This is a genomic window from Nocardia bhagyanarayanae, assembly GCF_006716565.1.
Classification (GTDB): Bacteria; Actinomycetota; Actinomycetes; order Mycobacteriales; family Mycobacteriaceae; genus Nocardia; species Nocardia bhagyanarayanae.
This window is the reverse complement of sequence record NZ_VFPG01000001.1, coordinates 5,124,376-5,150,515: the sequence shown is the minus strand read 5'-3', so window position 1 is coordinate 5,150,515 and position 26,140 is coordinate 5,124,376. Positions and strand designations below refer to the sequence as shown.

Annotated in this window: 28 protein-coding genes; 14 read left to right on the top strand and 14 right to left on the bottom strand. The window is 69.0% G+C overall.

The genetic code is table 11. The annotated features are described in order from the left end of the window. Positions 1–139: 139 nt before the first annotated feature. Positions 140–1,666, top strand: a complete 1,527-nt coding sequence (locus tag FB390_RS22330; protein ID WP_141810691.1) for a cytochrome P450 — start codon at positions 140–142, stop codon at positions 1,664–1,666. A 2-nt stretch (positions 1,667–1,668) separates the two neighbouring features. Here FB390_RS22330 and FB390_RS22325 read toward each other — a convergent pair whose 3' ends face one another. Together FB390_RS22325 and FB390_RS22320 are read right to left on the bottom strand one after the other, a co-directional pair. Continuing rightward, positions 1,669–2,091 carry a DUF2752 domain-containing protein gene (locus FB390_RS22325; RefSeq protein ID WP_141810690.1) on the bottom strand — a complete coding sequence of 141 codons (423 nt, stop codon included), beginning with the start codon at positions 2,089–2,091 and terminating at the stop codon, positions 1,669–1,671. Then, positions 2,088–2,594 (bottom strand): CD225/dispanin family protein, encoded by a 507-nt coding sequence (locus FB390_RS22320; protein ID WP_141810689.1) that lies wholly within the window; start codon positions 2,592–2,594, stop codon positions 2,088–2,090. Before FB390_RS22320 ends, FB390_RS22325 begins: the two co-directional genes overlap by 4 nt. Before the next feature lie 319 nt (positions 2,595–2,913). Between FB390_RS22320 and FB390_RS22315 the strand changes: the two genes are divergently transcribed. Together FB390_RS22315 and FB390_RS22310 are read left to right on the top strand one after the other, a co-directional pair. Next, positions 2,914–4,275 (top strand): M20/M25/M40 family metallo-hydrolase, encoded by a 1,362-nt coding sequence (locus FB390_RS22315; protein WP_281292400.1) that lies wholly within the window; start codon positions 2,914–2,916, stop codon positions 4,273–4,275. Positions 4,276–4,306: 31 nt separating this feature from the next. After that, a complete protein-coding gene (locus FB390_RS22310) occupies positions 4,307–4,831 on the top strand; it encodes a YbhB/YbcL family Raf kinase inhibitor-like protein (RefSeq protein ID WP_141810688.1) in 525 nt (174 codons plus the stop codon). A gap of 64 nt (positions 4,832–4,895) precedes the next feature. Here FB390_RS22310 and FB390_RS22305 read toward each other — a convergent pair whose 3' ends face one another. The 4 genes from FB390_RS22305 to FB390_RS22290 all read right to left on the bottom strand — a co-directional run bounded on the left by FB390_RS22305 (position 4,896) and on the right by FB390_RS22290 (position 10,006). Then, a complete protein-coding gene (locus tag FB390_RS22305) occupies positions 4,896–6,728 on the bottom strand; it encodes an AMP-dependent synthetase/ligase (protein ID WP_141810687.1) in 1,833 nt (610 codons plus the stop codon). Positions 6,729–6,890: 162 nt separating this feature from the next. Further along, a complete protein-coding gene (locus FB390_RS22300; protein ID WP_141810686.1) occupies positions 6,891–7,580 on the bottom strand; it encodes a GTP cyclohydrolase II in 690 nt (229 codons plus the stop codon). A gap of 97 nt (positions 7,581–7,677) precedes the next feature. Then, positions 7,678–8,298: a GTP cyclohydrolase II gene (locus FB390_RS22295; protein ID WP_246124160.1), complete on the bottom strand. Its 621-nt coding sequence runs from the start codon at positions 8,296–8,298 to the stop codon at positions 7,678–7,680. 223 nt (positions 8,299–8,521) lie between these two features. After that, positions 8,522–10,006, bottom strand: a complete 1,485-nt coding sequence (locus tag FB390_RS22290) for a PfkB family carbohydrate kinase (RefSeq protein ID WP_141810685.1) — start codon at positions 10,004–10,006, stop codon at positions 8,522–8,524. A gap of 192 nt (positions 10,007–10,198) precedes the next feature. Between FB390_RS22290 and FB390_RS22285 the strand changes: the two genes are divergently transcribed. Beyond that, positions 10,199–10,405, top strand: coding sequence for a hypothetical protein (locus FB390_RS22285; protein WP_141810684.1), 207 nt, complete (start codon positions 10,199–10,201; stop codon positions 10,403–10,405). A gap of 14 nt (positions 10,406–10,419) precedes the next feature. Beyond that, entirely contained in the window at positions 10,420–10,815 is a 396-nt protein-coding gene (locus FB390_RS22280; RefSeq protein WP_185757134.1) for a hypothetical protein, read from the top strand. Between the two features lie 25 nt (positions 10,816–10,840). On the opposite strand, the gene FB390_RS22275 is transcribed toward FB390_RS22280, so the two are convergent. Genes FB390_RS22275 through FB390_RS22265 form a run of 3 tightly spaced genes read right to left on the bottom strand, consistent with a single transcriptional unit; the run spans position 10,841 to position 13,199 of the window. Further along, positions 10,841–11,917, bottom strand: a complete 1,077-nt coding sequence (locus FB390_RS22275) for a quinone-dependent dihydroorotate dehydrogenase (RefSeq protein WP_141810683.1) — start codon at positions 11,915–11,917, stop codon at positions 10,841–10,843. 5 nt (positions 11,918–11,922) lie between these two features. Next, positions 11,923–12,171: a DUF5703 family protein gene (locus FB390_RS22270; protein ID WP_067783446.1), complete on the bottom strand. Its 249-nt coding sequence runs from the start codon at positions 12,169–12,171 to the stop codon at positions 11,923–11,925. Further along, positions 12,171–13,199, bottom strand: a complete 1,029-nt coding sequence (locus FB390_RS22265) for a YncE family protein (protein WP_342780426.1) — start codon at positions 13,197–13,199, stop codon at positions 12,171–12,173. Before FB390_RS22265 ends, FB390_RS22270 begins: the two co-directional genes overlap by 1 nt. 148 nt (positions 13,200–13,347) lie before the next feature. Between FB390_RS22265 and FB390_RS22260 the strand changes: the two genes are divergently transcribed. The 4 genes from FB390_RS22260 to FB390_RS22245 are packed head-to-tail and all read left to right on the top strand — an operon-like array spanning position 13,348 to position 16,729. Then, positions 13,348–13,704 (top strand): hypothetical protein, encoded by a 357-nt coding sequence (locus tag FB390_RS22260; protein ID WP_141810682.1) that lies wholly within the window; start codon positions 13,348–13,350, stop codon positions 13,702–13,704. Positions 13,705–13,710: 6 nt separating this feature from the next. Further along, complete coding sequence (locus FB390_RS22255; RefSeq protein WP_141810681.1) at positions 13,711–14,247, top strand: WKL family lipoprotein; 537 nt, start codon at positions 13,711–13,713, stop codon at positions 14,245–14,247. Between the two features lie 15 nt (positions 14,248–14,262). Then, positions 14,263–16,356 carry an MMPL family transporter gene (locus FB390_RS22250; RefSeq protein WP_141810680.1) on the top strand — a complete coding sequence of 698 codons (2,094 nt, stop codon included), beginning with the start codon at positions 14,263–14,265 and terminating at the stop codon, positions 16,354–16,356. Positions 16,357–16,396: 40 nt separating this feature from the next. Then, positions 16,397–16,729, top strand: coding sequence for a YrdB family protein (locus tag FB390_RS22245; RefSeq protein ID WP_221639345.1), 333 nt, complete (start codon positions 16,397–16,399; stop codon positions 16,727–16,729). 45 nt (positions 16,730–16,774) lie between these two features. Here the strand turns inward: FB390_RS22245 and FB390_RS22240 are convergent, their stop codons facing one another. Next, positions 16,775–17,344 (bottom strand): TetR family transcriptional regulator, encoded by a 570-nt coding sequence (locus FB390_RS22240; protein WP_141810678.1) that lies wholly within the window; start codon positions 17,342–17,344, stop codon positions 16,775–16,777. Positions 17,345–17,452: 108 nt separating this feature from the next. Here FB390_RS22240 and FB390_RS22235 point away from each other — a divergent pair, with 108 nt between their 5' ends. Continuing rightward, on the top strand, positions 17,453–18,331 hold the full coding sequence (locus FB390_RS22235; protein WP_141810677.1) for an SDR family oxidoreductase: 879 nt from the start codon (positions 17,453–17,455) through the stop codon (positions 18,329–18,331). An 82-nt stretch (positions 18,332–18,413) separates the two neighbouring features. Here FB390_RS22235 and FB390_RS22230 read toward each other — a convergent pair whose 3' ends face one another. The 4 genes from FB390_RS22230 to FB390_RS22215 form a co-directional block, all read right to left on the bottom strand. Next, a complete protein-coding gene (locus FB390_RS22230) occupies positions 18,414–19,268 on the bottom strand; it encodes a heme ABC transporter ATP-binding protein (protein WP_141811956.1) in 855 nt (284 codons plus the stop codon). A gap of 70 nt (positions 19,269–19,338) precedes the next feature. Further along, positions 19,339–20,541 (bottom strand): FecCD family ABC transporter permease, encoded by a 1,203-nt coding sequence (locus tag FB390_RS22225; RefSeq protein WP_246124159.1) that lies wholly within the window; start codon positions 20,539–20,541, stop codon positions 19,339–19,341. Beyond that, the gene (locus FB390_RS22220; RefSeq protein ID WP_141810676.1) at positions 20,538–21,578 is read right to left on the bottom strand and encodes a heme/hemin ABC transporter substrate-binding protein; all 1,041 of its coding nucleotides are present in this window, start codon (positions 21,576–21,578) and stop codon (positions 20,538–20,540) included. Before FB390_RS22220 ends, FB390_RS22225 begins: the two co-directional genes overlap by 4 nt. A gap of 33 nt (positions 21,579–21,611) precedes the next feature. Further along, a complete protein-coding gene (locus FB390_RS22215; protein WP_141810675.1) occupies positions 21,612–22,577 on the bottom strand; it encodes an aldo/keto reductase in 966 nt (321 codons plus the stop codon). A 231-nt stretch (positions 22,578–22,808) separates the two neighbouring features. On the opposite strand from FB390_RS22215, the gene FB390_RS22210 reads away from it, so the two are divergent. The 4 genes from FB390_RS22210 (at position 22,809) to FB390_RS22195 (ending at position 26,088) form a co-directional block, all read left to right on the top strand. Further along, a complete protein-coding gene (locus tag FB390_RS22210; RefSeq protein WP_141811954.1) occupies positions 22,809–23,741 on the top strand; it encodes an undecaprenyl-diphosphate phosphatase in 933 nt (310 codons plus the stop codon). A gap of 121 nt (positions 23,742–23,862) precedes the next feature. Continuing rightward, a complete protein-coding gene (locus FB390_RS22205; RefSeq protein WP_141810674.1) occupies positions 23,863–24,603 on the top strand; it encodes a histidine phosphatase family protein in 741 nt (246 codons plus the stop codon). Between the two features lie 89 nt (positions 24,604–24,692). After that, complete coding sequence (locus FB390_RS22200; RefSeq protein ID WP_067783416.1) at positions 24,693–25,277, top strand: DUF3090 domain-containing protein; 585 nt, start codon at positions 24,693–24,695, stop codon at positions 25,275–25,277. A gap of 1 nt (position 25,278) precedes the next feature. Next, positions 25,279–26,088 (top strand): SCO1664 family protein, encoded by an 810-nt coding sequence (locus FB390_RS22195; RefSeq protein WP_141810673.1) that lies wholly within the window; start codon positions 25,279–25,281, stop codon positions 26,086–26,088. Positions 26,089–26,140: the final 52 nt, after the last annotated feature.

Below are 26,140 nucleotides of genomic sequence, written 5' to 3'. Positions count from 1 at the left end.
AAAGTTCCCGCAAGCCGGTACTTTCGACGGGCCGCGAGGACCCGTCGCGCGCCGGACGCGTCGTCTACTCTTCGAGCGAGCCCGCACGGGCCGAACGCCCTCCGGCGCAGACGCATTCACACACGACGAGGACTGCCGCATGACGACATCGGCAACCGGGAAACCCGCCGACGACCGGGGCGACACCACCCTGCACCCGCCGCGCTGGCAGCCCGCGCCCATGCGCTGGCATCGCACCGAGGTCGGTTGGGCGCAGTCCTGGCGCTACGCCGCCGCGCTGATCCCACGCTGGCGCGACCGGACGCTGGTGCACTACCTGACCGTCGAGTTGCCCGGCGCCGACGACGTGCTCGTCGCGCGCATGCCGATGCTGCGCTACGTCGTGGTGCGCAACCCCGAACTGGCCCGGCGCATCCTGGTATCGAATCAGGAAAACTATTGCAAGAGCGCGGAATACGACATGATGGCGGTGACTTTCGGTCAGGGCCTCGTCACCGACATGGACGACCGGCGCTACCAGCGCAACCGCCGCCTCGTGCAGCCCATCTTCGCGCGCGGCAACATCGAACAGTTCGCCGGGCCGATCACCGAGGCGGCCGCCGACGCCGCGGACCGCATCCTGCGGGCCTGCGCCGCGGACGGCTCGGTCGACATCGGCACCGAGATGAACCGGCTGACCCTGGACATCGTCGCGCGCACCATGTTCGGCACCGAGCTGTCCGGGCCTATCTCCCAGATCCGGCTGACGAACCTGCTGAAGTTCTTCGGCGTCGGCTTCGCCACCAACATCAGCAGGCCGTTGCGCGCGCTGTCGACGTTCGTCGTCCGCTGCACGACACCCGAGGAGCGACGCGCCGGTTCCCGCATCCCCATTCGCGCCATGCGCTATCTGACCTGGTCGACCGCCCCGCACATCATGCTCGAGCTGCGCCGCATCGAGCGGGCGGTGGACGCCCTCGTCGCCGATCACCGCAGCGGCCGCATCGCGCGCAAGGACAACCTGCTCGGATTGCTGATGGAAGCGCGCGACCCGGAGACCGGCCACGCCTACAGCGACACCGAGATCCACGACGAATTGATGACTTTCATCGGCGCCGGAATGGAGACCTCGGCGACCGCACTGACCTGGACATGGAAACTGCTCGCCGAACATCCCGAGGCACGCGACAGAATGCGCGAGGAGCTGCGCGCCGTTCTCGGCGAACGCACTCCCGACGCCGCCGATGTGGACAAGCTGGTGTGGACGAAAGCCCTTCTCGCCGAGTCGATGCGACTGTATCCGCCGATCATCGGGCTGACCCGGGTGGCGAAGGGACCGGACGTGCTGGCCGGTTACCGGATCGAGCCGGGGACGACGGTCGTGATCAGCCTGCACGGTGTGCACCACAACGCGTCGGTCTGGGCGGATCCCGAGCGCTTCGACCCCGCGCGGCACCTGCCGGAGAACCTGACCACCGAACGCAGGCACGGATCGCTGGCCTTCAGCGCGGGCAAGCGCATCTGCATCGCGCAGAACTTCGCGATGATGGAAATGGTGCTGTCGCTGGCGGTTCTGGCGCAGCGGATGGATCTGGACCTGGCGACCCAGGAACCGATTCGGCGGGCGCTGTCGTTCACCGGCGGGCCGGACGGACCGGTTCCGATGACAGCGACACCGCGCGCCTGAGCTCAGACGCGCAGACCGGTGAAGGGCGCGAACGGGATATTGCGCAGCACCAGCCAGCCGAGAACCACGGCGAGCGTGATGTGCGGGGCGGTGCGGTACTGATACCAGCGCACCGAGTCACGGCCGCGGACACGATCGCGCGTCCAGAAGACGAACGTGCCGACCAGGGCGAGCAACGCGAGCAGGCCGAGAGCGTTGTAGTGCAGCGCCGCGGGCAGATCGCCGTGCAGCAGCGAATACAGCATGCGGGAACTGCCGCAGCCGGGACAGTTGATGCCGAACAGCGCCTTGGACGGGCAGACCGGGATGACGCCGCCCGGTGTGGTGGGATCGGCCCACAGCACGGCGGCGCAGACCAGTGCGCCCGCACCGGCGACCGCGACGGGCGCGGCCAGCCGGTGCGAGACCGAGACGGGCGTGCTCACACCCCGGAGGCTCCGATGAGCGCGATGTTGGCGACGAGGGCGATCACGAACACGATCACGCCGCACACCGCCGAGATCATCGTCCACTTCTTGGCGTCCTCCGCGGCACGGTAGGCCTCGGCGGCCTGCCCCTGCGCCCACAGGCTGTTGACGTTGGCCGCCTTCATGATCGCGACGATGCCGAACGGAAGACAGCAGAACACCGTCGCCAGGATCGCCCACACCATGTTGTTCTCCGGCGGCGTTCCCGGGTTGTAGCCGGGGCCGTAACCGGGAGCGGCCGGGTAGCCCGGGGCGGGCGGGTAGCCACCCGCGGCCGGATAACCCGGCGCCGCGGGGTAACCGGGCGCGGCAGGGTAACCCGGCGCCGCCGGATACCCCGGCGCGGCGGGGTATCCGGGCTGCTGCGCGTAGGGGTCGCTCGCCGGTTGCGGCTGCTGCTGCGCGTACGGGTCGGACTGCTTGTACGGGTCGAAGCCGGGTTGGGGCGGGGGGTACGTCATCAATTCCTCACTTGTCGTCGACGCTCGGCGAGCGCGGGTCTGTATTTCGGCGGAACTCCGAGCGCGCCCCCCGAACGACCTCGACAGTCTGTCGACCAGGTCTCCGGCAGTGTAGTGGGTCGGATCCGTCCGTTCCTGTCGGCCGCCCGCCACGGTTCCGCCCGCCGCGACAGGGGGTTTCGGCCCGGCGGGCACGGGTTTGCCGCACGCTGATCGCTAACACACGGCGCCGGGATCGCGCACGCCACGCCGCGTCGCGCACGGACTCGCGGCGCGGTGGCGGAGCGCCGCACCGGCGACGAGTGGTAGGAAAGGGGACGTGTCCGTTAACGGCGAAGGCTCCGGTCCGAACAGCAGATCTCGCGCGGTGGACGAGGTCGTCGAGTTGGTCAGTCGACTGATCAGGTTCGACACCTCGAACACGGGCGATCTGGCCACCACGAAGGGTGAGCGCGAATGCGCCCAGTGGGTGGCCGATCAACTGCACCAGGTCGGATACACCACCGAATACGTGGAATCCGGTGCGCCGTGCCGCGGCAACGTCTTCGCGCGACTGAAAGGTGCCGATTCCAGTCGCGGCGCGCTGCTGATGCACGGGCATCTGGACGTGGTGCCCGCCGAGGCGTCGGACTGGAGCGTGCACCCGTTCTCCGGCGCGGTGCGCGACGGCTACGTCTGGGGCCGCGGCGCCATCGACATGAAGGACATGGTCGGGATGATGCTGGCGGTGGCGCGCCAGTTCAAGGTCGAAGGCACGGTGCCGCCGCGTGACATCGTCTTCGCGTTCCTTGCCGACGAGGAGAACGGCGGCAAGTGGGGCTCGCAGTGGTTGGTGGACAACCGTCCCGACCTGTTCGACGGTGTCACCGAGGCGGTGGGGGAGGTCGGCGGTTTCTCGCTGACGGTGCCGCGCCGCGACGGCGGTGAGCGCAGGCTCTACCTGGTGGAGACCGCCGAGAAGGGGCTGGGCTGGATGCGCTTGCGCGCCAAGGCCCGCGCCGGGCACGGCTCGTTCCTGCACGAGGACAACGCGGTCACCATCCTGGCCGAGGCGGTGGCCCGGCTCGGCAAACACACCTTCCCGCTGGTGCTTTCGGATTCGGTGGCCGAGTTCCTCGCCGCGGTGTCGGAGGAGACCGGCATTCCCTTCGACCCGGAGAGCCCGGACATCGAGGGGCAGCTCGCCAAGCTCGGCACCATCTCCCGCATCATCGGCGCCACCCTGCGCGACACCGCCAATCCCACCATGCTGCAGGCCGGTTACAAGGCCAACGTCATTCCGCAGACCGCGGAGGCGGTGGTGGACTGCCGGGTGGTGCCGGGCCGCCAAGCCGCCTTCGAACGCGAGGTGGACGAGCTGATCGGCCCCGATGTCGAACGCGAGTGGATCACCAAGCTCGACTCCTACGAGACCACCTTCGACGGACACCTGGTCGACGCCATGAACGACGCGATCCTGGCGCACGACCCGCAGGGCCGCACGGTGCCCTACATGCTTTCCGGGGGCACGGACGCGAAAGCCTTCGCCCGCTTGGGAATTCGCTGTTTCGGTTTCGCACCGCTGCGGCTGCCGCCGGAACTGGACTTCAGCGCCCTGTTCCACGGCGTGGACGAACGTGTTCCGGTGGACGCTCTCGAATTCGGCACCCGCGTACTGGAACACTTCCTGTTGCACAGCTGATCCGCACACCACGGCTCCGAAAAGAGGAACCATGACCTACAACCCGTACGACGCACTACCGCAGGTCCCCGAGTTCACCCTCACCTCCGAAGACGTCACCGACCGAAGCCCGCTCGGCAACGACCAGGTCAGCGGCGTGTTCGGCGCCGGGGGCAAGGACATCTCCCCGCAGCTATCCTGGTCCGGATTCCCCGCCGAGACCAAGAGTTTCGCCGTCACCGTCTACGATCCCGACGCGCCGACGGCCTCGGGCTTCTGGCATTGGGCCGTCGCCGACATCCCGGCGTCGACCACCTCGCTGCCCAGCGGGGCCGGCAGTGCGGGCGGTTCGCTGCCCTCGGGCGCGGTGACCTTGCGCAACGACGGCGGCTTCGCCGGATTCGTCGGCGCCGCACCGCCGCCCGGCCACGGCCCACACCGCTACTTCATCGTGGTTCACGCGGTGGACGTGGAGAGCCTGGGCATCGACGCCGACGCGACGCCCGCCTACCTCGGGTTCAACCTGTTCTCGCACACCCTGGCCCGCGCCACCCTGATCGGCACCTACGAGCAGTAAAAGCGCGCGAAAACGGCCGTGGCCCCGAGCTTTCCGCTCGGGGCCACAGTTCTTCCGGCACGACTCAGGAGACGTTGACCACCGTCTCGGGCAGCGGGTTGACGTACAGCGTGGCGATCTCCTCGGCGTACTTCGCCGCGATCGGGTTGCGCTTGAGCTTCATGGTCGGGGTCAGCTCGTCGCCGCCCGGCTCCCACGCCTTGCCGACGATCGTGAAGCGCTTGATCTGCTCGACGCGCGAAAGCTTGCGGTTACCGGCCTCGACGGCCGCGAGCACCTCGTCGACGATCTCCTTGCGGGTGGCCAGCGCGGCCAGATCCTCGGCGGGCGCGCCGATTTCCTTGGCGCGGATGGCGGCCGTGTCGGGGTCGAGCACGATCAGCGCGGAGATGTAGGGCTTGGCCTCTCCGATCGCCACCACTTGACCCACCAGCGAGGACGCCGCCTTCACCGCGTTCTCGATGTTGGTGGGGGAGATGTTCTTGCCCGCCTCGTTGATGATGAGTTCTTTCTTGCGGTCCACGATCCGCACGTAGCCGTCGGCGTCGATGGTCGCCACGTCGCCGGTGGACAGCCAGCCGTCGGAGTCGAGCGCCTCCTTGGTCTTGTCGGGCTGCTTGCGGTAGCCCGGCGTGACGATCGGGCCGCGCACCAGCAGCTCGCCGTCCTCGCCGAGGCGCAGCTCGAGCCCGTCCACCGCGCGGCCGACCGAACCAGGGCGCGGCTTGTCCAATTCGGTGTAGGTCGCGACGCCGGTGGTCTCCGACATGCCCCACACCTCGGTGACGGTGAAGCCGAGGCCGAGGAAGTACTCGAGGGTCTCCGGCGGGATGGCGGCCGCGCCGGAGGCGGCGACCTTCAGGTTGTCCAAGCCGAGGGCGTGGCGCAGCTTCGACAGCACGAGCGCGTCGGCGAGCTTGTACTGCAACCCGAGCACCGGGCCGCGTCCCTTGCCCGCGAGGTCGGCGCGCGCGGCGGCGACACCGGTGCCGATGGCCCAGTTCGCCAAGGACCGCTTGACCGGGCTCGGTTCGGTGGCCAGCTTGCCGTCGATGCCCGCCTTGATCTTCTGCCACACCCGGGGGACGCCGAAGAAGACGGTCGGGCGGGCGTCGGGCAGCGCGGCGGCGATCTCGCGCGGATCCGGAACGCAGGTGATGAGGATGCCGGTGAGCAGGCTGATGGCGTGCCCGGAAATGCGGTCCGCGACGTGCGCGGCGGGCAGGTAGGAGATCGCCCGGTCGTCGAAGCCGACCGGCAGCGCGCCGTTCACCAGCGCGATGATCTGGGCGAGCACGTTGCGGTGGGTGATCTCCACACCCTTGGACGGACCGGTGGTGCCCGAGGTGTAGATCAGGGTGGCCAGATCGCCGGGCTCCACGGCCTGCCAGGCTGCGGCGAAATCGAAGTCGGCGGCCGGGTTGGCCTCGACCTCCTCCAGCGTGGTCGCGCCGGTGGCCGGGCCGTCAACGACGATGATGTGCGCGAGCTCGACGCCCGCGCTGTTGATCACGTCGAGGAACGCGCGTTCGGTGACCACCACCTTGTTCTCGGCGTTGGTGAACAGGTGGGTGATCTGTTCGGGGGAGCTGGTGTTGTAGATCGAGAACGGTGTCGCGCCCAAGTGCAGCGCGGCCGTGTCGACGAGGTTGAATTCGGGCCGGTTGGTGAGCATGATCCCGACGGTGTCGCCGCGGGTCACGCCCAGCGCCGCGAGTCCGGCCGCGATCGATTCGACCCGTCGGCCGTATTCCCGCCAGCTGATCTCCGTCGTCCCGCCGACGGTGCGCAACGCGACCGCCTCTGGCCGCAGCTTGATGGTCTCCTGGAACGCCTCGGGAACGGTGTAGACCGTCTTGCCTGATTCGTGCGCGAAACCGATTTCTGTAGTGCTCATTTTCCCTGTTCCCGATGATCCTGTCGGTGAACCGACCCGATGCGCTCGGCGCCAACCGCTGACGCAATGCGCCAGACTCTATGTCATCTTCTCGCCAGATGCGGCGTCAACGAGTGGCGCGGCTCACTCATGGTAGCCAGACCCGGGCAAAAGTGACGGGCTTTACAGCGCGAGCAGCCGACGCCACCAGCAGCCGGGCGTGAACCACCGGAAGCGCCCCACCGAACGGCCGAGCCCCGACCACGACACACTCTCGTCCGGGATCGTGTGACCGCGCCTGCGTCGCTTGGCTTCCAGATACCGGCGGGCACGCTCGCTGCGCGGCCGCGTCACCAACGGCACCACCGTGACCGCGATACCGAGATCGGTCAGCGCGCGCACCTTGTCCGGGTTGTTCGTCAGCAGCCGCACCGATCGCAGACCCAGGTGCAGCAGCGCGCGGGCCGCGTTCTCGTAGGAGCGGGTGTCGGCGCACAGCCCCAACCGCTCGTAGCTGTCGAAGGTGTCCAGGCCGAACACCTCGCTGGTGCGCAATCCCCGTGCCTTGTCCACCAATCCGGCGCCGCGGCCCTCCTGTTCGAGATAGACCAGCACCCCACATCCGGCGTCCTGGATCATGTCCATCGACAGATCGAGCTCGGGCCCGCAATCGCAATCGTCGGAGCGCAGCGCGTCGCCGTACAGGCAGCGCGAATGGATGCGGACCAAGCAGGCATCGGCGATCGGACCGAAGATCATGGCGTGCCCGCCGTCCTCGGCGCCGGGTATCGCCATGACTCGAACGCGGAGTTCGCGCCCCTTGCGAGTCAGCCGATGCCCGGTCTCGCGAAGCTGGAATGCCGCTTGGTCCATGCCCCTCCGATGCACGCTGCAGCGGTACGGCGAACTGCGGAATCCCCAGTCGCACAATCCATCTATGGTAGCCGCAGGCCGGGCATCGCAGCAGGGGCTAGACCAGAACCGGCGGCGCGCTTTCGAGTGGCGGCTCGGCGGCATCCGGCCTGGGCAGTATGGTCTGCTCGGCCGACCACGGCGATTCGCCGTTGGGAATCCAGTGCCTGCGCCTGCGGCGTTTGGCGTCGAGGTAGTCGATGGCGCGTTGGCTCAACGCCTCGGTCACCAGCGGCACGACTTGCACCGTGAGACCGGCCTCGCGCAGCGCGTGCATCTTGGCCGGATTGTTGGTCAGCAGTTGGACGCTGCGCAGATTCAGCACGTCGAACAGCGCGCGGGCCGCCTGCTCGTAGGAGCGCGCGTCCGGCGGATAGCCCAGCTTCTCGTAGCTGGTGAAGGTGTCCTCGCCGGACTGTTCGCTCTCCAGGTACCCGCGCGCCTTGGCGAGCAGGCCGGCGCCGCGGCCTTCCTGTTCGAGATAGACCAGCACGCCGGACCCGGCGTCCTGGATCATGTCCAGAGACTTGTCCAGTTCCGGGCCGCAGTCGCAGTCGTCCGACCGCAGCGCCTCGCCGTAGAGGCAGCGCGAATGCACCCGGACCAGACAACCATCGGTGATGTCCCCGAAGACGAGAATGTGGCCGCCTCCGTCGCCGCGATCGGGTAACTCGATCACGCGAACGCGAGTGTCACGCCCCTTGCGCGTGAACCGATGACCGGCTTCGGCAAGATCCGACGCAACCGTCGTCAACCGCTCCTCCGACTCAACAGGTGCGGCCACGGCCGCACATCCGAGATGACCTCGAGAATGTACCCCGCGCGTAGCGTAACGCGCATGTTTCTACCAGGTCTTTTGCGTTAAAATTCGCTGTCGGGCCGCGCTGGTCGTGAACCCCTGATCACGACCTACTGCCCTGCCGAACCACGTCGTCGATACGCTCCTTGTCCGGCATCGCGCGCGGCACCGCACCCAACTGCTGAGTGGGGATCATCGCCGCCGTAGCCCAGACGAAATCCTTCGCGGCCAGCTCGCCGTCGGTTTCGATCAGACGGCACGCCAACGCGGCCGAGAACGCGGCGGCGGCGCCCGGCGAATTCTTCAAGGCCCCGTGGAACTGGCCGACATCGAGATTCAAGCGCTCGGAGAGCACCGAGCAGCGGAAGCCCTCGATCGCGCACACCGCCCGAACCCCGAGCCCGCGCAGGATCTGCGCGCTGTCGGCGGTGGAGGCGGTCGAGACGACCGGCAGCATCGCCTGCAGTTCCGACGGCGATCCGACCAGGTAGTCCACGACGTCGAGATACTGGTAAAGGTCTTGTGGCACAGCGGGGCTCGGCGAGGGGCAGACGATCACCTTCGGCCGGGGCCGCATGCCTTGCACCATCGCGAGCACCTGTTCGGCGATGCCCTTGGGGTGCTCGAGGGTCAGCAGCACCACCTCCGAACTCGCCAACGCCGCATGCACGGCCCCGGTGTGCAGGTCGGCCACTTCGAGTTTGACCCGGTTGTCCTTGCACCCGATCAGCCTGGTCTCGCCGCTGGAATCCATGATCACGGCCGTGACCGGGGAGCGCCCGCCCGCAATGGTTTTCACCAGATCGCAGCTGACGTTCTCCTTGGTCAGGAAATCCAGGATCTCCGCGCCGTCCTCGTCGTCTCCGACCGCAGAGACCAGCGCGACATCCAAACCGAGGCGTGCGGCCGCCACCGCGCGATTGAGGCCCTTGCCCCCGGGCGGGCGGGTGAAGCTGCCATTGGCCGCTCGGTCGGCGGTTGGAAACCCGTCGACGCGATACAGATGATCGATGACGGCGTCGCCGACCACCGTCACCGACTTGGGCCGACGCACCGAATCAGGCAGCGATACAAGGATTTTGCCGCTCGGCATCGCCTTGGGGATGGTGTAGCCCTGGTCGGCGGTGAGCAGCTCGGCCAAGGCGGTGAACGTGTCGCCCTCCGACGAGGTCCGCAGCCGCTTGACCGTCGGCGCTTCGGGGATGCGGTCGGCGCCGAGCGCCCGGTGCAGTCGCACCCAGTGCTCGACGAGATACTCGCGGCGCGGGCCGAGCTTGTCGGCGTAGAGACGGGCGAGATCGACGCCGTCAGGGGGGTTGTCACGAAAAAGGCCGAGCGCCAACGACGAATCGGCGATCAGGCGATCGGTCGGCGGCAACCGCCGCGCCGTCTCGCGCACGACCGGCAGCAGGGACTCGCTCGCGGGCCGCCCGGTGCGCTGCGCGTGCTGGCGCACGACCGGCAGCTCGAGCAGGCTGGTGACGTCGATCTCGGTGCTGCCCAAGCGTTCCGGGCGCAGACCGTAGTAGGTGCACAAGCGGGTGAGGATGTCGCGAACCGCGATCGTGCGGGGATCCTGCGGAGCCATCGGCGAGTCCGCCCTCCATCGCGTCGTTGCCAATTCGTTGTGCATTTGCGGAGATTGCCCCGATACGGGTGTTTAGCGGGCAATGAGACCGGCAATCCCCAAGATACTCCGGCAATTGACCGGACAAAAGGCAAATGCCACACTGATTTTGGGCGATCTGTTCGTCCCACCAGCGGACTCGGGAGGGCCTTGGTGATCGCCGACAAATGTCCCAAGTCGTGGCGGCCGAGCCGGCTGCCCGACCGCCTGCTCACCAGCGAACAGGCACTGGCGGGGATGGATCTCGCCGAGATCGTCAGCACCCAGACCTATTGGCACGACCCGATCGCCCATCCGCGGGCGGTGCGCGACGCCGGACAACTCGGAATTCCCCTGGAGCAGATTCTGCTCGGGCTGTAGTACCGGAGGCAGCCATGACCATTCAAACCACCGAGTGGACCATGATCAGCGACCTGACCCCCGAATCGGCCTACCGCGAGGGCGCCGACACCTGGCGGCTGAGCTGGTTGCCTGGTCGCACACTCTCGCGCGCTCAGGCGTTCGCGGGCATGGAACTCGACGAATTGCTCAGCGACCCGGACATGGTGCACGACCGCATCGCGCAGGCCCACGCCGCCGAACGCGCCGACCGGCTGGGCATCCTGCTCGACCACGCGATCGTCCTGCTGCACAAGCGGATCGTGGCCCGGCTGCGCGACCGGCCGGACGAGTCAGCGCCGGGCCCGGTGGGCGCGTGCGATCCGCCGAGCGGCCCGCGCGCACGGTGCGTGTCGCAGCGCACGAGCGGACCGCCCCGCGTGTACGGATGACCGCGCCCCGAGGACGCGGCAGGAGTCAGGTTCGCGCGACGTTCTCCGCGCCGACCGCCTCGGCGATCGAGGTGTAGCCGTGTTCGCGCAGGCGCGCGGCGAGGCCGCGGTGGATCTTGCGGGTCCAGAACGGGCCGCCGTAGATGAAGCCGGTGTACCCCTGCAGCAGGCTGGCGCCGGCCAGGATGCGCTCGAAGGCCTGGTCGGGGGTTTCGATGCCGCCGACGGAGATCAGCACGAGCCGGTCGCCGACCCGCCGGTACAGGCGGCGCAGCACTTCGAGTGAGCGTTCGGCGACGGGGGCGCCGGACAGACCGCCCGCGCCCATGGCCGCGACCTCGGCGGCGTCGGTGCGCAGCCCGTCGCGGCGGATGGTGGTGTTGGTGGCGACGATGCCCGCGAGGCCGAGTTCCAGCGCGAGGTCGGCGACGGCGTCGATGTCGTCGTCGGACAGGTCGGGGGCGATCTTCACCAGGACCGGAACACGCACGGTGTCCAGCACGGCCCGCAGCAGCGGGCGCAGCGATTCGACGGCCTGCAGGTCGCGCAGACCGGGGGTGTTGGGGGAGCTGACGTTGACCACGACGAAGTCGGCCAGCGGGCCGAGCAGGGCCGCGCTGGTCGCGTAGTCGTCGGCGGCGTCGGCGGGTTCGACGACCTTGGTCTTGCCGATGTTGGCGCCGATCGGGACGGTGGCGGCCTTGGCGCGCAGCTGCTCGGCGGCGCGGGCGGCGCCGTGATTGTTGAAGCCCATCCGGTTGATCAGCGCGCGGTCGGCGGGCAGCCGGAACAGCCGCGGCGCGGGATTGCCCGGCTGCTCCTGCGCGGTGACGGTGCCGATCTCGGCGAAACCCCAGCCGAACGGACCCCAGATGTCGGCGCCCTCGGCGTTCTTGTCGAAACCGGCGGCCAAGCCGAGCGGCGCGCGGAACTGGACGCCGAAAACGGTGTTGCGCAAGATCGGATCGTCGACGACGGCGAGCCGCTTCAGCAGCAGCCTGGTCGGCGCGAACCGGGCGGCGACGCGCATCGCCGCGAAGGCCAGGTGGTGGATGCGTTCCGGCGGAACGAAGAACATCAGGCGAAGCAGCAGTCCGTACATCCGGTTCACATCCCCGGCTCGGGCTGGGGTAGTAGCGAGGTCTTGCGACGACGCAGCAACACCTTGCGGCTGCCGTCGGTGTAGGCGCGCACGCGCGAGAGCTCCCATCCGCCGAATTCGGCCTGAATCGCCAGGCGCATCGAGGCGGTCACCCTGGTCACGTCTTTCGGTAAGCGCAGCGGGACGTATTCGTAGTCGTCGCTGCTGGTCTCCCAGTTCGCCGGTAACGCTGCGCGGGAGCTTTTCGGCGCCATCACTGCCCTCTCTTCAGCTGGTCCGCGCGGATCCGCTGGACACCGTCACCGGTGGCGGATCCGACGAACAGGTCACCGGTGCGCTCGTCCACGGTCACCGATTCGGGCTGCCGGACGGTCGGATAGCGTCCCACTTCCTTCGGTATACCCGTCGACAGATCGAATCCGACGACTTCGTTGCTCTGGGTGCACGTCACCCACACGGTGTCGGACCGTCGATCGTAGGTGAGCGCGTAAGGCGACGATCCTACCGGGAAACGCTGGCGCAGGACGAGTGGTCCGGTGGTGTAGACGAGCAGTTCCTCGCCTGCGGTGTCGGTGACGATCACCCTGCCGAAGTGGTCGGAGATCATGTTGGTCGCGCCGTCGCCCGCGCGCAGCGCGAGCCCGAGGTGGTCCTCGGCGGGGTCGATCTCGGTGACGGAGGTCTGGCGGCGGTCGAGCACCGCGATGCGATCGCCGGTGACGGCGACGACGTCGGCCGAGACCAGGCCGGAGACGGTGTCGCGGACGTCGCCGCCGGGACCGAGAATGCGCACGGCGCCGTCGGCGGTGCCGACGACCAGCGTGCCGTCTTCGCGCTGCCGGACCGAGCGCGGGTCGCCCTCGACGGGTGTCTCGGTGACCGCGCCGGTGGCGACGTCGACGCGGAAGATCCAGCCGGTCGCGGTGACCAGGATCTCGCCGGGTTCGCCCGCGGACAGGCTGGTTCCGTGCGCGGGCAGCGTGACGGTGCGTCGACCGGCGGTCGCCGGGTCGATGAGGAAGAGGACGGCGGTGTCGTCGCTGCTCTTGTCGAGCGCCGCGAGCTGGCCGGTGCCGGGGTCTGCGAGCATCGCCCGGATCGGGGCGTTCACGCCGATCACGTCACCCGCGGGAGCGGCTTGCGGCGCGGGAGCCACCGCCGCGGTGGCGGGTTCGCGGGTCGGGACGTCGGGTTCGCCCTTGTCGGAGGAGCATCCGGCCAGCAGCGCGAGCACCGCCACGCCCACCAGCGCTGAGGGGACCGAGCCGCGAGGGCGCACCACCGAACTCCTCCTACCGACGAATCAACGCGACGTCACCATCTGACCATGATGGCGCAACACCTCTGCCGACCGGGGTGGCGGCAGCACCGAATTACCCGTGATGGGGGTTACGGTGTAATCAAACAGTGTCAGACTCAGGGAGATCCGGTTGAAAGCCGACCACGCATCGGGATTTGCCATCGATGACATAACCGTTGGTCCGTTTGCTCACGGGTTCGGCACCACCGCCGACGGCAGGCCGTACGCGTTCCGCACGGTGCGCTCGATCTTGACGCTGGAGATCTATCGAGCCGATCTCGGCAACGACGTGCCAGGCCCGGAGGATGTTGTCGCGGTCGCCGAAGTGCGGGTCACCGACGTCGATCTGGACGACGAACGCAGCGTGGTCGCGCTGGTGCGCGACATGATTCCCGACGCCGCCCCGGTCGAGACGGCCGCCGCTCGGGACGTCACGACCGTGCGCGCTCTGCTGGGACGGATCAGTTCCGTCATCGATGGTATGTAGGTAGTGATGCACTCCATACGAATCTCCCGAATCGCGCTGACCTTGGCCGCCGGTGTCACCGTGGCCGCGGCCGCCGCGTGCGATTCGGGGCCGGACGAGGCCTCGGTCGAGGCGGCCCGCTCCAAGGCCATCGCCGAACTGTCCTCCTCCGCCGCCGCCACCTCCAGCGAGATCGCCAACCGGCCGATACCGACCGCCGCCGAACTCGACGCCCAGATCAAGCGGGCGCTCGATCCCGCGCTGCCCGACACCGAACGCACCGCGCTGATCGAGGACGGCGACGCGTTCCGCGAAGCGATCCCCGACATGTACCGGGCGTTGCAGGACAACCCGCGTGCCATCTACGGCGTCACCGATCCCGTCTTCGACAATCGCGACGGCACCCTGACCGCCACCATGCGCCTGGACAAGGACGGCACCGGCACCGCCGTGCGCACCACGGTGGTGCACTTCGTCTATCTCGACGGCCGCTGGAAGATCTCGCGCACCGACCTGTGCGGCATCCTGCGCTCGGCCGACTACCGCACCCCGGCGTGCGGGTAGCGGCTCGGCGCATCGATGCTGCATTCGGGTTTCCTGGGGTGGGGCCGGTTCGTCCACCGCAACCGCTATCTCGTGCTCGCGGGGTTCGTGCTGGCCGTGCTGCTGTCGGGCTGGTACGGCCGCGATCTGATCGACCGGCTCAGCCAGGAGGGCTGGTTCGACGAGAGCAGCGAATCGGTGGCCGCGTCCGAACTCGCCGACGCCACCTTCGGCCGTGACACCGACAGCGACCTGATCCTGGTCTACACCGTGCCCGAGGGCAGCACCGTCGACTCACCGGAGGTCCGCGCCGCGGTCACCGCCCAGCTGCGCGGCCTGCTCGAACGCTATCCGGACCGGATACTGAAGATCGACAGCTATTGGGACAGCCCGTTCACGGCCAGCGCCAGCGACCCGACGAAGAAACACGCCTTCGCCAGCGTCGGGCTGCGCGGCGAGGGCACCGACACCGTCGAGAACTATCTCGCGATCAAGGACTCGCTCGGCGCGGGCAGCGCGGGCGGCGGACCGGGCGGAACCACGGTGCAGCTGGCGGGGTTGCAGCCGATCGTCGAGGGCATCAACACCGGGATGCAGAACGACATCCACCGCGCGGAGCTGATAGCGCTGCCGATCGTGGCGATCATGCTGTATTTCGTGTTCGGCGGGGTGATCGGTGCGCTGCTGCCGGTGATCATCGGCGGGATGACGATCATGGGCACGCAGGGCATGTTGCGCGTGCTCACCGACCACATCGAGGTCAACGTCTTCGCCAACGCGGTGATGACGCTGGTCAGCCTCGGCCTCGCCATCGACTACGGCCTGTTCACCGTCACCCGCTTCCGCGAGGAACTGGCCGCCGGGCGCAGCGTCGAGGAGGCCACCGCACGCACCGTGGCCACGGCGGGACGCACGGTGCTGTTCTCGGCCGCGATCATCGTGATCAGCCTCGCCGCGCTGTTCATCTTCCCCAACGGCGTGCTGCGCTCGGTGCCCTACGGCGGCATCAGCTCGGTGCTGCTCGCGGCGCTGCTCTCGGTGACGGCGCTGCCCGCCGCGCTGAGCATCGTCGGCAGGCACATCGACTTCCTCGGCTGGAAACGGTTCTCCCGCACCAAGACCGAAGCCCAGATCGACGCCGGATTCTTCTCCCGGCTCGCGCTGTTCGCCATGCGACGGCCGTGGGCGGTGGCGGTGCCGATCGTGCTGGCGCTGCTTGCGCTGAGCATCCCGCTGCGCAATATCGAGTTCGGCGGGATCAGCGAACGCTATCTGGCCGAGGACAATCCGGCCCGCGTCGCACAGGAAGACTTCGACGAGCTGTTTCCCAGCTTCCGCACCGAACCGTTGAAACTCGTGGTGGTCGGGGCGAATTCGCAACAACTCGGCGATATCCGCCACGAAGCCAACCAGGTGCCCGGACTGACCGGGCGCTTCGAACCGGCGGCGCCGACCAAGGACGGCGTCAACGTCCTCAACGCCGGGCTCACCGACAAACGCGACGCCGACGCCGTGATCGCGGCGCTGCGCGCCATCCCCGAACCGCCGGGGGTGGAGGTGATGGTGGCCGGGGTGCCCGCGTTGGAACGCGACAGCATCAACGGATTACTCGAGGGTTTGCCCGCGCTGCTGGCGATCCTGATCTGCACCGCGCTACTGGTCATCTACGTGGCGTTTCGTTCGATCGTGCTCGCGCTCAAGGCCGTCGCGATGAGCGCATTGAGCCTTGTCTCCACGCTGGGCATCCTCACCTGGATCTTCGTGGAGGGACACGGGTCGGAGGTCTTCCGCTTCACGCCGGGACCGTTGATGTTCGCGGTGCTGGCGTTGATCGTGACGGTGGTGTTCGGTTTGTCCACCGACTACGAGGTCTTCCTGCTCTCCAGGGTCGCCGAAGCACGCGAGGCCGGAGCCGACCCACCGGAAGCCATCCGGTACGGCATCGCCCACACCGGCGGCGTGATCACCTCGGCCGCCGCCATTCTCATCGTGGTGACCGGCGCGTTCGGCTTCTCCGATCTGGTGCTGATGAAATACATCGCCTACGGCATGATCGCGGCGTTGATCATCGACGCGACGGTCATCCGGATGCTGCTCACGCCCGCGGTGCTGAAACTGATCTGGAGATGAAGGTATGCGGCGGGCGCTGATCGGAGCGAATCTGTTTCTGATGTTCCTGTTGGAACTGGGAGTCCTCGCGGGCGCGGCGTTCTGGGGTTTCACGCTGTCCGGCGGTCTGTTGACCAGGCTCGCCGCCGGTGTGATCGCACCCGCCCTGTTCGTGCTCATGTGGGCGTTGTTCGGCGCGGCGGCCAACGCCCGGTTCCCGCTCACCGGGTGGTGGCGGGTGGGACTCGAGGTGATCTGGTTCGGCGGGGGAGCGGTGGCCTGGGCCGTCGCGGTGACGCCGGTGCTCGGGATCGGGTTCTTCGTGCTGTGGGGTGTGAACGCGACGGTCCGGATCGTCGCCGAGGGTGGATTGCGGGTTCCGGTCGGGGAGTGATCCCGCGGACCGGTTCGGCTGAGCCGGCAAAGGGCTCGTGGACTTTCAAAGGTCGTCCGAGATGGCGGCCCTCAGTTCGTCGAGCGTCTCGTTGATGAGCGGCACCAGGTCTCGCCGTCCGGCCTCGGCGATCCAGCGGTTGAAAGCGACTCTGAATACCGCGATTCCCGCTTCGGAGGTCAGGGTCGCCGTCCGGGCCGCGATGCCGCGCCCCTGCAACGCCTCGGCGATACCCTGCGCGAGCGTGGACAGTTTGACCAGCTCGCGCTCCTGCAACTCTGGGTTCGCGTCGATGACGGCCTGGCGTGCGCCGGCCTCCTCGCGGCGTTCCCGCAAAAGATCCGCGGCGGCCTCGAGGCCCACGATGACCGCGCCGATGGCGCTCGACGTCGGCGGCGCACTGTCGACGGCACGCACCACCAACTCTTGCAACACGCTCGCGCCCGCGAACAGGACATCGCGTTTGTCCGCGTAGTGGCGGAAGAAGGTCCGTTTGGTGAGCCCTGCCCGGACGGCGATGTCCTCCACCGTGGTCTGGTCGAACCCGCGCTCGGCATAGAGCGCCAGCGCCGCCCGTTCCAGGCGACCACGCGCGTCCGGCTCCCAACGACCCACTATCGACCTCCTCGTAGTTCCTTGTCTCCCCATCTTTCCTGATGACACCCGATGTCATCGTGGCGTACTCTGATGTCATCAGGTGTCATCACTAGCTAGGAGCTTCTTATGCGGGTATTCGTCACGGGCGCGTCCGGTTGGGTCGGTTCGGCCGTCGTCCCCGAACTCATCGGTGCGGGCCATCAAGTCCTCGGCCTGGCCCGATCGGACGCCTCGGCCGCCGCCCTCACCGGAGCGGGGGCCGAGGTGATTCGCGGCGATCTGGACGATTTCGAGGTCTTGCACGCAGGCGTCGCCGGATCCGACGGGGTGATCCACCTGGCGTTCATCCATGACTTCAGCAGATTCGCCGAATCGATCCAGGCCGACGCGCGGGCCATCGAGGCGATGGGCGCGGCGCTGGAGGGTTCCGGCAAACCGCTGGTGATCACCGCCGGGACGCCGGCCGTCCCCGGCCAGGTCGCGACCGAGCACGACCAGTCTGCCCCCGACGCCCCAACGGCAGGCCGGGACGCCAATGCCCGGATGGCCCTCGCGATGGCTGCGCGCGGCGTCCGCCCGTCGGTGGTGCGGCTACCCCGCTCGGTCCACGGCGACGGCGATCACGGCTTCATCGCCCAACTCATCGGCATCGCCCGCGACAAGGGCGTCTCCGGCTACGTCGGCGACGGAACCAGCCGCTGGCCCGCTGTACACGTCCAAGACGCCGCCCACCTGTTCCGCCTCGCGCTCGAGCAGGCTCCGGCGGGATCGGTCCTGCACGCTGTCGGCGACGAGGGAGTTCCGACTCGCGACATCGCCGCCGCGATCGGTCGGCATCTGACCCTTCCGACCGGGCCTGCACCGGCCGAGAATTTCGGCTTCCTGGGCCACCTCCTGGCCATCGACCAGCCCGCCTCCGGCGCGCTGACCCACGAACTCCTCGGATGGAAGCCGACCCGGCCGGGACTCCTTCTAGACCTCGATCAAGGCCACTACTTCGCCTGAGCACAGTCGGGAACGCTTCGGTGATCGGGCACCGCACACCGGCGTTCGGGCCGCACGGAGCAGAAGTTGTCGCGGCGGATGGTCAGCGGCGGACGGGGAGGACCAGTTGGGCTCCCGTGACCGGGTGGTCGAGGACTTCCACCGGATGCTGGTAGACGCGGCTCAGCAGTTCGGTGGTGAGGACCTCGCGGGGCGGGCCGTCGGCGGCGATGCGGCCGGATTCCAGCACGGCGACGCGATCGGCGTAGGCGGCGGCGATGCCCAGATCGTGCAAGACCACGACGACCGCCGCGCCCGCCGCCGCCCGCTCGGCCGCCAAACGCAGAACCGCTTCCTGATGGCCGAGATCCAATGCGGCGGTGGGTTCGTCGAGCAACAAGGTGGCGGTGTCCTGCGCCAGCACGCGGGCCAGCGCGACGCGCGCGCGTTCGCCTCCGGACAGCGTCGGGAACGACCGCGCGGCCAGATGGCCGACATCGGCCGAGGTCATCGCGGCGGCGATGAATTCCTCGTCGCGCTCGCCGCGCGCGGTGCGCACCCACGGCGCGCGGCCCATGGCGACGACCTCGCGCGCGGTGAACGGGAATCCGACGGTGTGGCTCTGCGGCAAGACCGCCCGTCTGCGCGCCATGTCCAGCGGGGTCCAGTGGTCGAGAGCGTGACCGTCCAGTTCGACGCTGCCCTCGCTCGGCGCGAGCTCACCGGCCAATGCGGCAAGAAGCGTGGACTTACCGGCCCCGTTCGGTCCCACCAGCGCGACGACTTCGCCCGCGGCGACCTCGAAGTCGACGGCTTCGAGTACTCGGCGCGCGTGGCCGCTCGCGCCGCCTCGCCGGTCCACGCTCAACCCGCGCGCCCGCAAGGTCACCGCTCCGCGCTCGGGTCGGGCCGGCTCCTCGTAGGTCCGTCCGAGCATCGCGCCCAGGCCTTGCCGCATTCCACTCACGAGATCACCACCTGCGGCTCGGTCTGTGTCGGCTTCTCGTGCGTCCACGCAAGCATCGCGCTCATCCCCACCCTCCGGCGCGGGCACGGGTGCGTCGGAGCAGCCAGAAGAAGAACGGTCCGCCGATGAGGGAGGTGAGCATGCCGAGGGGCAGGTCGGCGTTGTCGACCAGGGATCGCGCGGCGACGTCGGCGGCGAGCAGCACCACCGCGCCGACGATGGCGCTGAGCGGAATCAGCACGCGATGACCGGGGCCGACGATCATCCGCACCAGGTGCGGCACGATCAGGCCGACGAACAGGATGATTCCGGTGAACGCGACGCCCGCGGTGGCGAGCACCGCCACGATGACGATCACGTTGCGCCGCAGCCGTTCCACGTCGACGCCGAGGTGGCGGGCCGCGGACTCACCGAGCGCGAGCAGATCCAAGCGCGGCGCCACCACGATCGCCGCGAACACACCGAGCGCGGCGAGCGGCGCGACGACCGCCACCGAATCCCAGTTCGCGCCGTTGAGACTGCCCAACTGCCAGAACACGATCTGATCGCGGGCCGCGGGTGAGGCGACGAACAGCAGGAACGCGATCAGACCACCGGCGAAGGCGTTGATGGCGACGCCGGTGAGCACCAGGGTCACCACTTCGGTGCGGCCGTTGGATCGCGCGAGCAGATACACCAGCAGCGTGGTGAACAGCCCGGCGACGAACGCCGCGGCGGCCACCGACCAGGCGGCGACGAACGCCCCACCGACCACGATCACGGTGCCCGCGCCGACCGCGGCGCCCGCCGAGACGCCGATGACGCCCGGCTCGGCCAGCGGATTGGCGAACACACCCTGCAACAACGCACCCGCTGTCGCCAGCGCGGCGCCCACCAGCATGGCCAGCACGACGCGCGGGAAGCGCACTTCCCACAGCGTGACGTCACCGGACGGATGGGCGGGCAACGGTCCCAAGTCCAGACCGATCCGGTGCAGGACACTGCCCGCGACTTCGGCGGGCGATGTCGGCACCTGTCCGATGGCGGCCGAGGCGAGCGCCAGCACCACCAGCGCGGCGATGGCGACGGCGAAGGCGATGGTGATGCGGGAAACCGAACGCGTGCTCGTGGGAATCGGTGCGCCGTGAGGGGCGGCGTTCCCGGGTGGCCCCGCCGGTGCGGCGGTGACAACCTCCGGCCGCTGTCCACCGCGCGCACCGTTCGCGGGCGCGGGTCCGACGCCGTTGGCCGAAGTTCCGGAAGACGTGCGAGCCGGGTCGCTCATGCGGGCTTGGCGCCGTAGACGGCCTCGTTGAGCGCGGCGACCACGCGCCCGGTGTTCGGGCCGAAGCTGAGCAGCACCGCGTCGGACATGTCGACCACGCGCTTGTTCTTCCCGGCCGGTGTCTGCGCGATACCGGGGACCTTCAGCAGGCCGTCCACGCCGCCGACGGAGCTGAGTCCGTCGGTCATGACGAGCAGGACGTCGGGCGCGGCGCCGATCATCGCTTCGCTGGTGATGGCGGTGAACGGTTCGGTGAGTCCGGCGACGGTGCCCGCGTCCTCGCCGCCGATCGCGGTGATCAGCGAGTCGGCGCCGGAACCAGGCCCGGCCATCATGGTGATGGCGGTGCTGCGCAGGTACAGGAACGCGATGCGCAACGGCTTGTCCTGAGCGGGAACCGCGGCCGACGCAGCCGCGATCTCGTCGCGGGTGCGCTTGGCCAGCTCCTGCCCGCGCTGGGGGACGCCGAGCGCGGCGGCGACGGCCTCGATCTGCGGCGCCACCCCGTCCATGGTCCGCTGCGGATCGAAGTAGACGACCGTCACCCCGGCCGCGCGCAGTTGCTCGCGCACCGCGGGCGCGGCGCTGGTGGTGTCGGTGAGGAACACCGTGGGACGCAGCGCCAGAATGGATTCCACGTTCAGCGAGCCGCTGCCGCCGGTCACGTTCGGCAGGTTCTGCACCGCGGGGAACGCCGCCGACGTGCTGCGTCCGATGAGGTTGGGCCCGAGGCCGAGCGCCCAGACGGTCTGGGCGAGGGTGCCGTAGCGGTCGGCGGCGATGATGCGCTCGGCCGAGGTGACCGTCACCTCCGTGCCGTCGAAGGAGCGCACCGTCACCGGCAGCACCGGCGTCGGGGCGGGACCGATCGGGACCGGATCCAGGTTGCCCACCGTGGCCGTGCTCGGCCCGCGCTGTCCGGAACCGGTCGCTTCGCTGTCACTGCCACATGCCGCGGTACCGGCGATCAGTATCAGGGCGAGGGCGGCGAGGAGGGAGCGAACCACCCCGGGACGAGCACGGTCGACGAGCCTCATGAAGGCAAGCCTAATAGGCACTGTCGGGCCGCCTCATTCCGTGCGCGCGCTGACGTCGTCCAGTGCGGCCGCGATCGCGCGCGGCAATTCGAGCGTCTCGGCGGCCATCACGCCGGTGAGCTGTCCGATGTCGCGGGCACCGACGATCATGCTCGCGATGCCGGGCCGGTCCCTGATCCAGGCCAGCGCGACCGCCAGCGGCGAGGTGCCGAGCCCGTCGGCGGCGGTGACCAGCGCGTCCACCACCCGCGTCGCGCGTTCGTCGAGGCGGTGGCGGATCTCGGCGGCGGTCGCCTCGTCCGCGCCGCGCGAGTCAGCGGGAACACCGTCGCGGTACTTGCCCGTCAGGATGCCGCCCGCCAGCGGCGCGGACGCGATCACACCGACGCCGTGATGCTGTGCGGCGGGGACGAATTCGCTTTCGGCATGGCGCGCCAGCAGCGAATAGGGCGTGTGCGCGACGGAGATCGGCGCGATGGCGGCCAGACTGGCCAGTTGCCACGGATTGAACCCGCGCACGCCCGCGTAGCGGACCTTGCCGGAGCGCACCGCGTGTTCGAGGGTGGCCGCGATCTCGTCGAGCGGGGTGCCCGGATCCCAGGCCGCGACATGCCAGATGTCGAGGTAATCGGTGCCCAGTTCGAGCAACGTGCGGTCGAGCTGGCGCAGCAGACCGCGCCGTGACGCGTCGATCTCGGTGCGCGGCGCCGGACCCGGCACGGTGGTCTGGACCGGTTCGGTGCGCGGCAGCACGCCCGCGCAGCCGCTCAGCACCAGTTCGTCGCGCGAAACCAGGTCGCCGAGCAGATCGGCCAGGATCCGCTGCGCCGCGCCGCCCGCGTACGCGGGGGAGGTGTCGACCAGGGTGCCGCCCGCCTCGGCGAAGGCCACCAGCTGCCCCGCCGCGTCGTCGGCGTCCGTCTGCATGCCCCACGTGTGGGTCGCCAGTCCTATCCGGGACACCCGTAGGCCGCTGCGTCCGACCGTCCGCTGTTCCATCACCGGATCCGCGCTTTCATCACGGCGCCAAGCGTAAATGCTGCGGGCCGCTCACGGTGCCCGCCGCGCGGCGCAGGGCAGCGGCCGGAATCACCGCTTCACCGGGCGACATGTACTGTCGCTGCGGTATTGCGGCGCCGCTTTTCCGGCAGACGGTGTCGTCGCTGGACCAATTGCCCAGCCGGAACGGCGGTTTCGGGCAACAAAAGAGGAGGTTGCGTGGGCGAGTCGATGACCTGGTTTCAGGCGCTGGTACTCGGACTGGTGCAGGGCCTGACGGAATTCCTGCCGGTTTCCTCCTCGGCGCACTTGCGCATCGTGTCCTCGGTGTTCTTCGGCGAGGACGCGGGCGCCTCGTTCACCGCGGTCACCCAGCTGGGCACCGAGGCCGCCGTGCTGGTGTATTTCGCCAAGGACATCTGGCGCATCGTCGTCGCATGGTTCACCACTCTGGCCGAGAAGGTCAGCGCCAGGTCGAGGGAGACGGTGCCGATCACCGACCGGGTCACCACGAAACTCCCCGTCATCACCGGCGATGACCTTCCTCCGGGTCTCGCCGAGGACCGGCAGCGCGAACTCGACTACCGCATCGGCTGGTATGTGATCATCGCCACCATCCCGATCGGCGTCATCGGCTACCTGCTCAAGGACGAGATCCGCACCGGCGCGCGCAACCTCTGGCTCGTGTCGTTCATGCTGATCGCGTTCGCGCTGGTGATCGCCGCCGCCGAGTACTACGGCGCCAAGCGGCGACCGATCGAACAGCTCACCACCCGCGACGGACTTGTGATGGGTTTCGCCCAGTGCTTGGCGCTGATCCCCGGTGTATCTCGCTCCGGCGCCACGTCTTCGGCGGGCCTGTTCCTCGGGCTGGAGCGCGAGGCCGCGGTGCGGTTCTCGTTCCTGCTCGCCATTCCCGCGGTGACCGCGTCCGGCCTCTTCAGCCTGCCCGACGCGTTCGAGCCCGCGGGTGAGGGACTCAACGCCTCGGGTCCGCAGTTGCTGGTCGCCACCCTCTTGTCGTTCGTCGTCGGTTACGCCTCGGTGGCGTGGCTGTTGAAGTTCGTGTCGAAGCACTCGCTGAACTGGTTCGTCGGCTACCGCATCGCGCTCGGCCTGGTGATCATGGGCCTGCTCGCGGGCGGGGTGGTGTCGGCGACATGATGCGCGGGTTTTCGGACGGACTTCGTCCGGCTGTGCCGATTAGGCGTACCTCCGCCTTCGCTCCGGCCGTGCGCGGGTTCATGGACGGACTCCGTCCGGCTGCGCCCATTAGGCTGGCCGCATGACGGTGATCCTGCTGCGGCACGGCGTGTCGACCTCGAACACCGCCCGCACTCTCGCCGGCCGCAGCGCCGGAGTCGATCTCACCGAACACGGCGCCGATCAGGCGCGCGCGGTCGCCGAACGACTGGGCGGGCTGCCGATTCAGCACATCGTGCACTCGCCGCTGCTGCGCTGCCAGCGCACGGTCGGCCCGCTCGCCGACAAGCTCGGGCTGGAACCGGAGTACGACGACCAGCTCATCGAGGTCGACTATGGCGAATGGACCGGCAGGCCGATCGCCGAGCTGCTCACCGAACCGCTGTGGAAGGTCGTGCAGCGGCATGCCTCCGGCGCGGTGTTCCCCGGCGGCGAAGGACTCGCCCAGGTGCAGCACCGCGCGGTCGCCGCGATCCGCGAGCACGATCGCGTCTTCGCCGAGCGGCACGGCCAGGACGTGCTGTGGGTGGCGTGCACGCACGGTGACGTGATCAAGTCCGTGCTCGCCGACGCGCTCGGCATCCACCTGGACGGCTTCCAGCGAATCGTGGTGGAACCGGCGTCGATCAGCGTCGTCCGCTACACCCCGCACGCCCCCTACGTGTGGCGGCTCAACGACACCGGTTCGGACCTCAGCACATTGGAGGCGATCAGACCGCGACCGCGCGACAGCGACGCGGAGCCGGATCGCCCCGATACGTCCGGACCCGTTCCCGGCGGCGAGCTAGGTGGTACTGCTAGTGCGGATAATGGGAATGCGTAGCCTCGAGATTCCTTGTAAACGAGTAGATGGTGTTTCGGGAGTCCGGGCGCCGCGGGTAGTCGATCAGGGTCACGCATCAGGAGGTGCAGATGGCACGAGCAATCCATGTATTTCGCACCCCCGATCGTTTCGTCGCCGGGACCGTCGGTGAGCCGGGCGATCGCGCCTTCTACCTGCAGGCGGTGCAGCAGCCGCGCGTTGTGAGCGTGCTGTTGGAGAAGCAGCAGGTGAAGGTGCTCGCCGACCGCATGGGTCTGCTGCTGGACGAGGTGGCGCGCCGCTTCGGCGCCCAGGTGCCGCCGCAGGCCGACGACGTGACCGACACCGATCCGCTCGTGACACCGATCGACGCCGAATTCCGGGTCGGCACCATGGGTCTGGGCTGGGACGCCGACGCCGGCGCCGTCGTTGTCGAGTTGCTCGCCATCACCGAGACCGAGGTGGACGAGTCCGTCGTGCTCGACGACACCGAGGAGGGTCCCGACGCGGTCCGGGTGTTCCTGACACCGATCCAGGCCCGCGAGTTCGCGTTGCGTTCGGCGCGCGTGATCGCGGCGGGCCGCCCGCCGTGCCCGCTGTGCGGGGAGCCGCTCTCCTCGCGCGGGCACATGTGTGTGCGAACCAACGGCTACAAGCGCGGGGACATCTTCGGCGCGGCCGAGCTAGAGGAGTGATGTGGCGCGGGTCGACGAAGGGTTCGCCAGCGGTGAGCTGAGTGTGATCGGGCGGATACGCACCGCGAGCAATGTGACGCTGGTCTGCGATGTGGTCGACTCGGAGGTCGATGGTAGACCACTGCGCGTGGTGTACAAGCCGGTGCGCGGGGAGCGGCCGCTGTGGGATTTCCCCGACGGCACCCTCGCCGGGCGCGAGGTGGCGTCGTATCTGATCTCCGACGCCCTCGGCTGGGGCGTCATCCCGGAAACGATTCTGCGCGAGGGTCCGTACGGTCCCGGCATGGTGCAGCGCTGGGTGGACGCGATCGACAACCACACCGAACGCGGCAATCGCCTGGACTTGGTCGACCTGTGCCCGCCGGGCGCGGTGCCCGACGGTTTCTGCGAGGTGCTGCGCGCGCTGGACGGTGAGGGCAACGAGGTCTCCCTCATTCACGCCGACGACCCGCGTCTGCGGCGCATGGCGGTGCTCGACGTCCTGCTCAACAACGCCGACCGTAAGGGCGGACACGCGCTGGAAGGCGTCGACGGTCAGGTGTACGGCGTCGACCACGGTATCTGCCTGCACAGTGAGCACAAGTTGCGCACGGTGCTGTGGGGTTGGGCCGGTCGGCCGATCGGCGACGACCTGGTCGCCGACATCGCGGCCTTCGCGGCCGCCCTTCCCGGCGAGCTCGCCGACGCGCTCGCCGCGCACATCACCGACGCGGAGATCGATGCGCTCGCGGGCCGGACCAAGGAGTTGCTGGATCAGCCGGTGATGCCGGTGCCGCGGACGTCGCGGCCGATTCCGTGGCCGGCGTTCTGAGCTCGGTTTCCAGCGCCGAGATGCGGTCGCGGCATCGATCGCGGCGGATGCG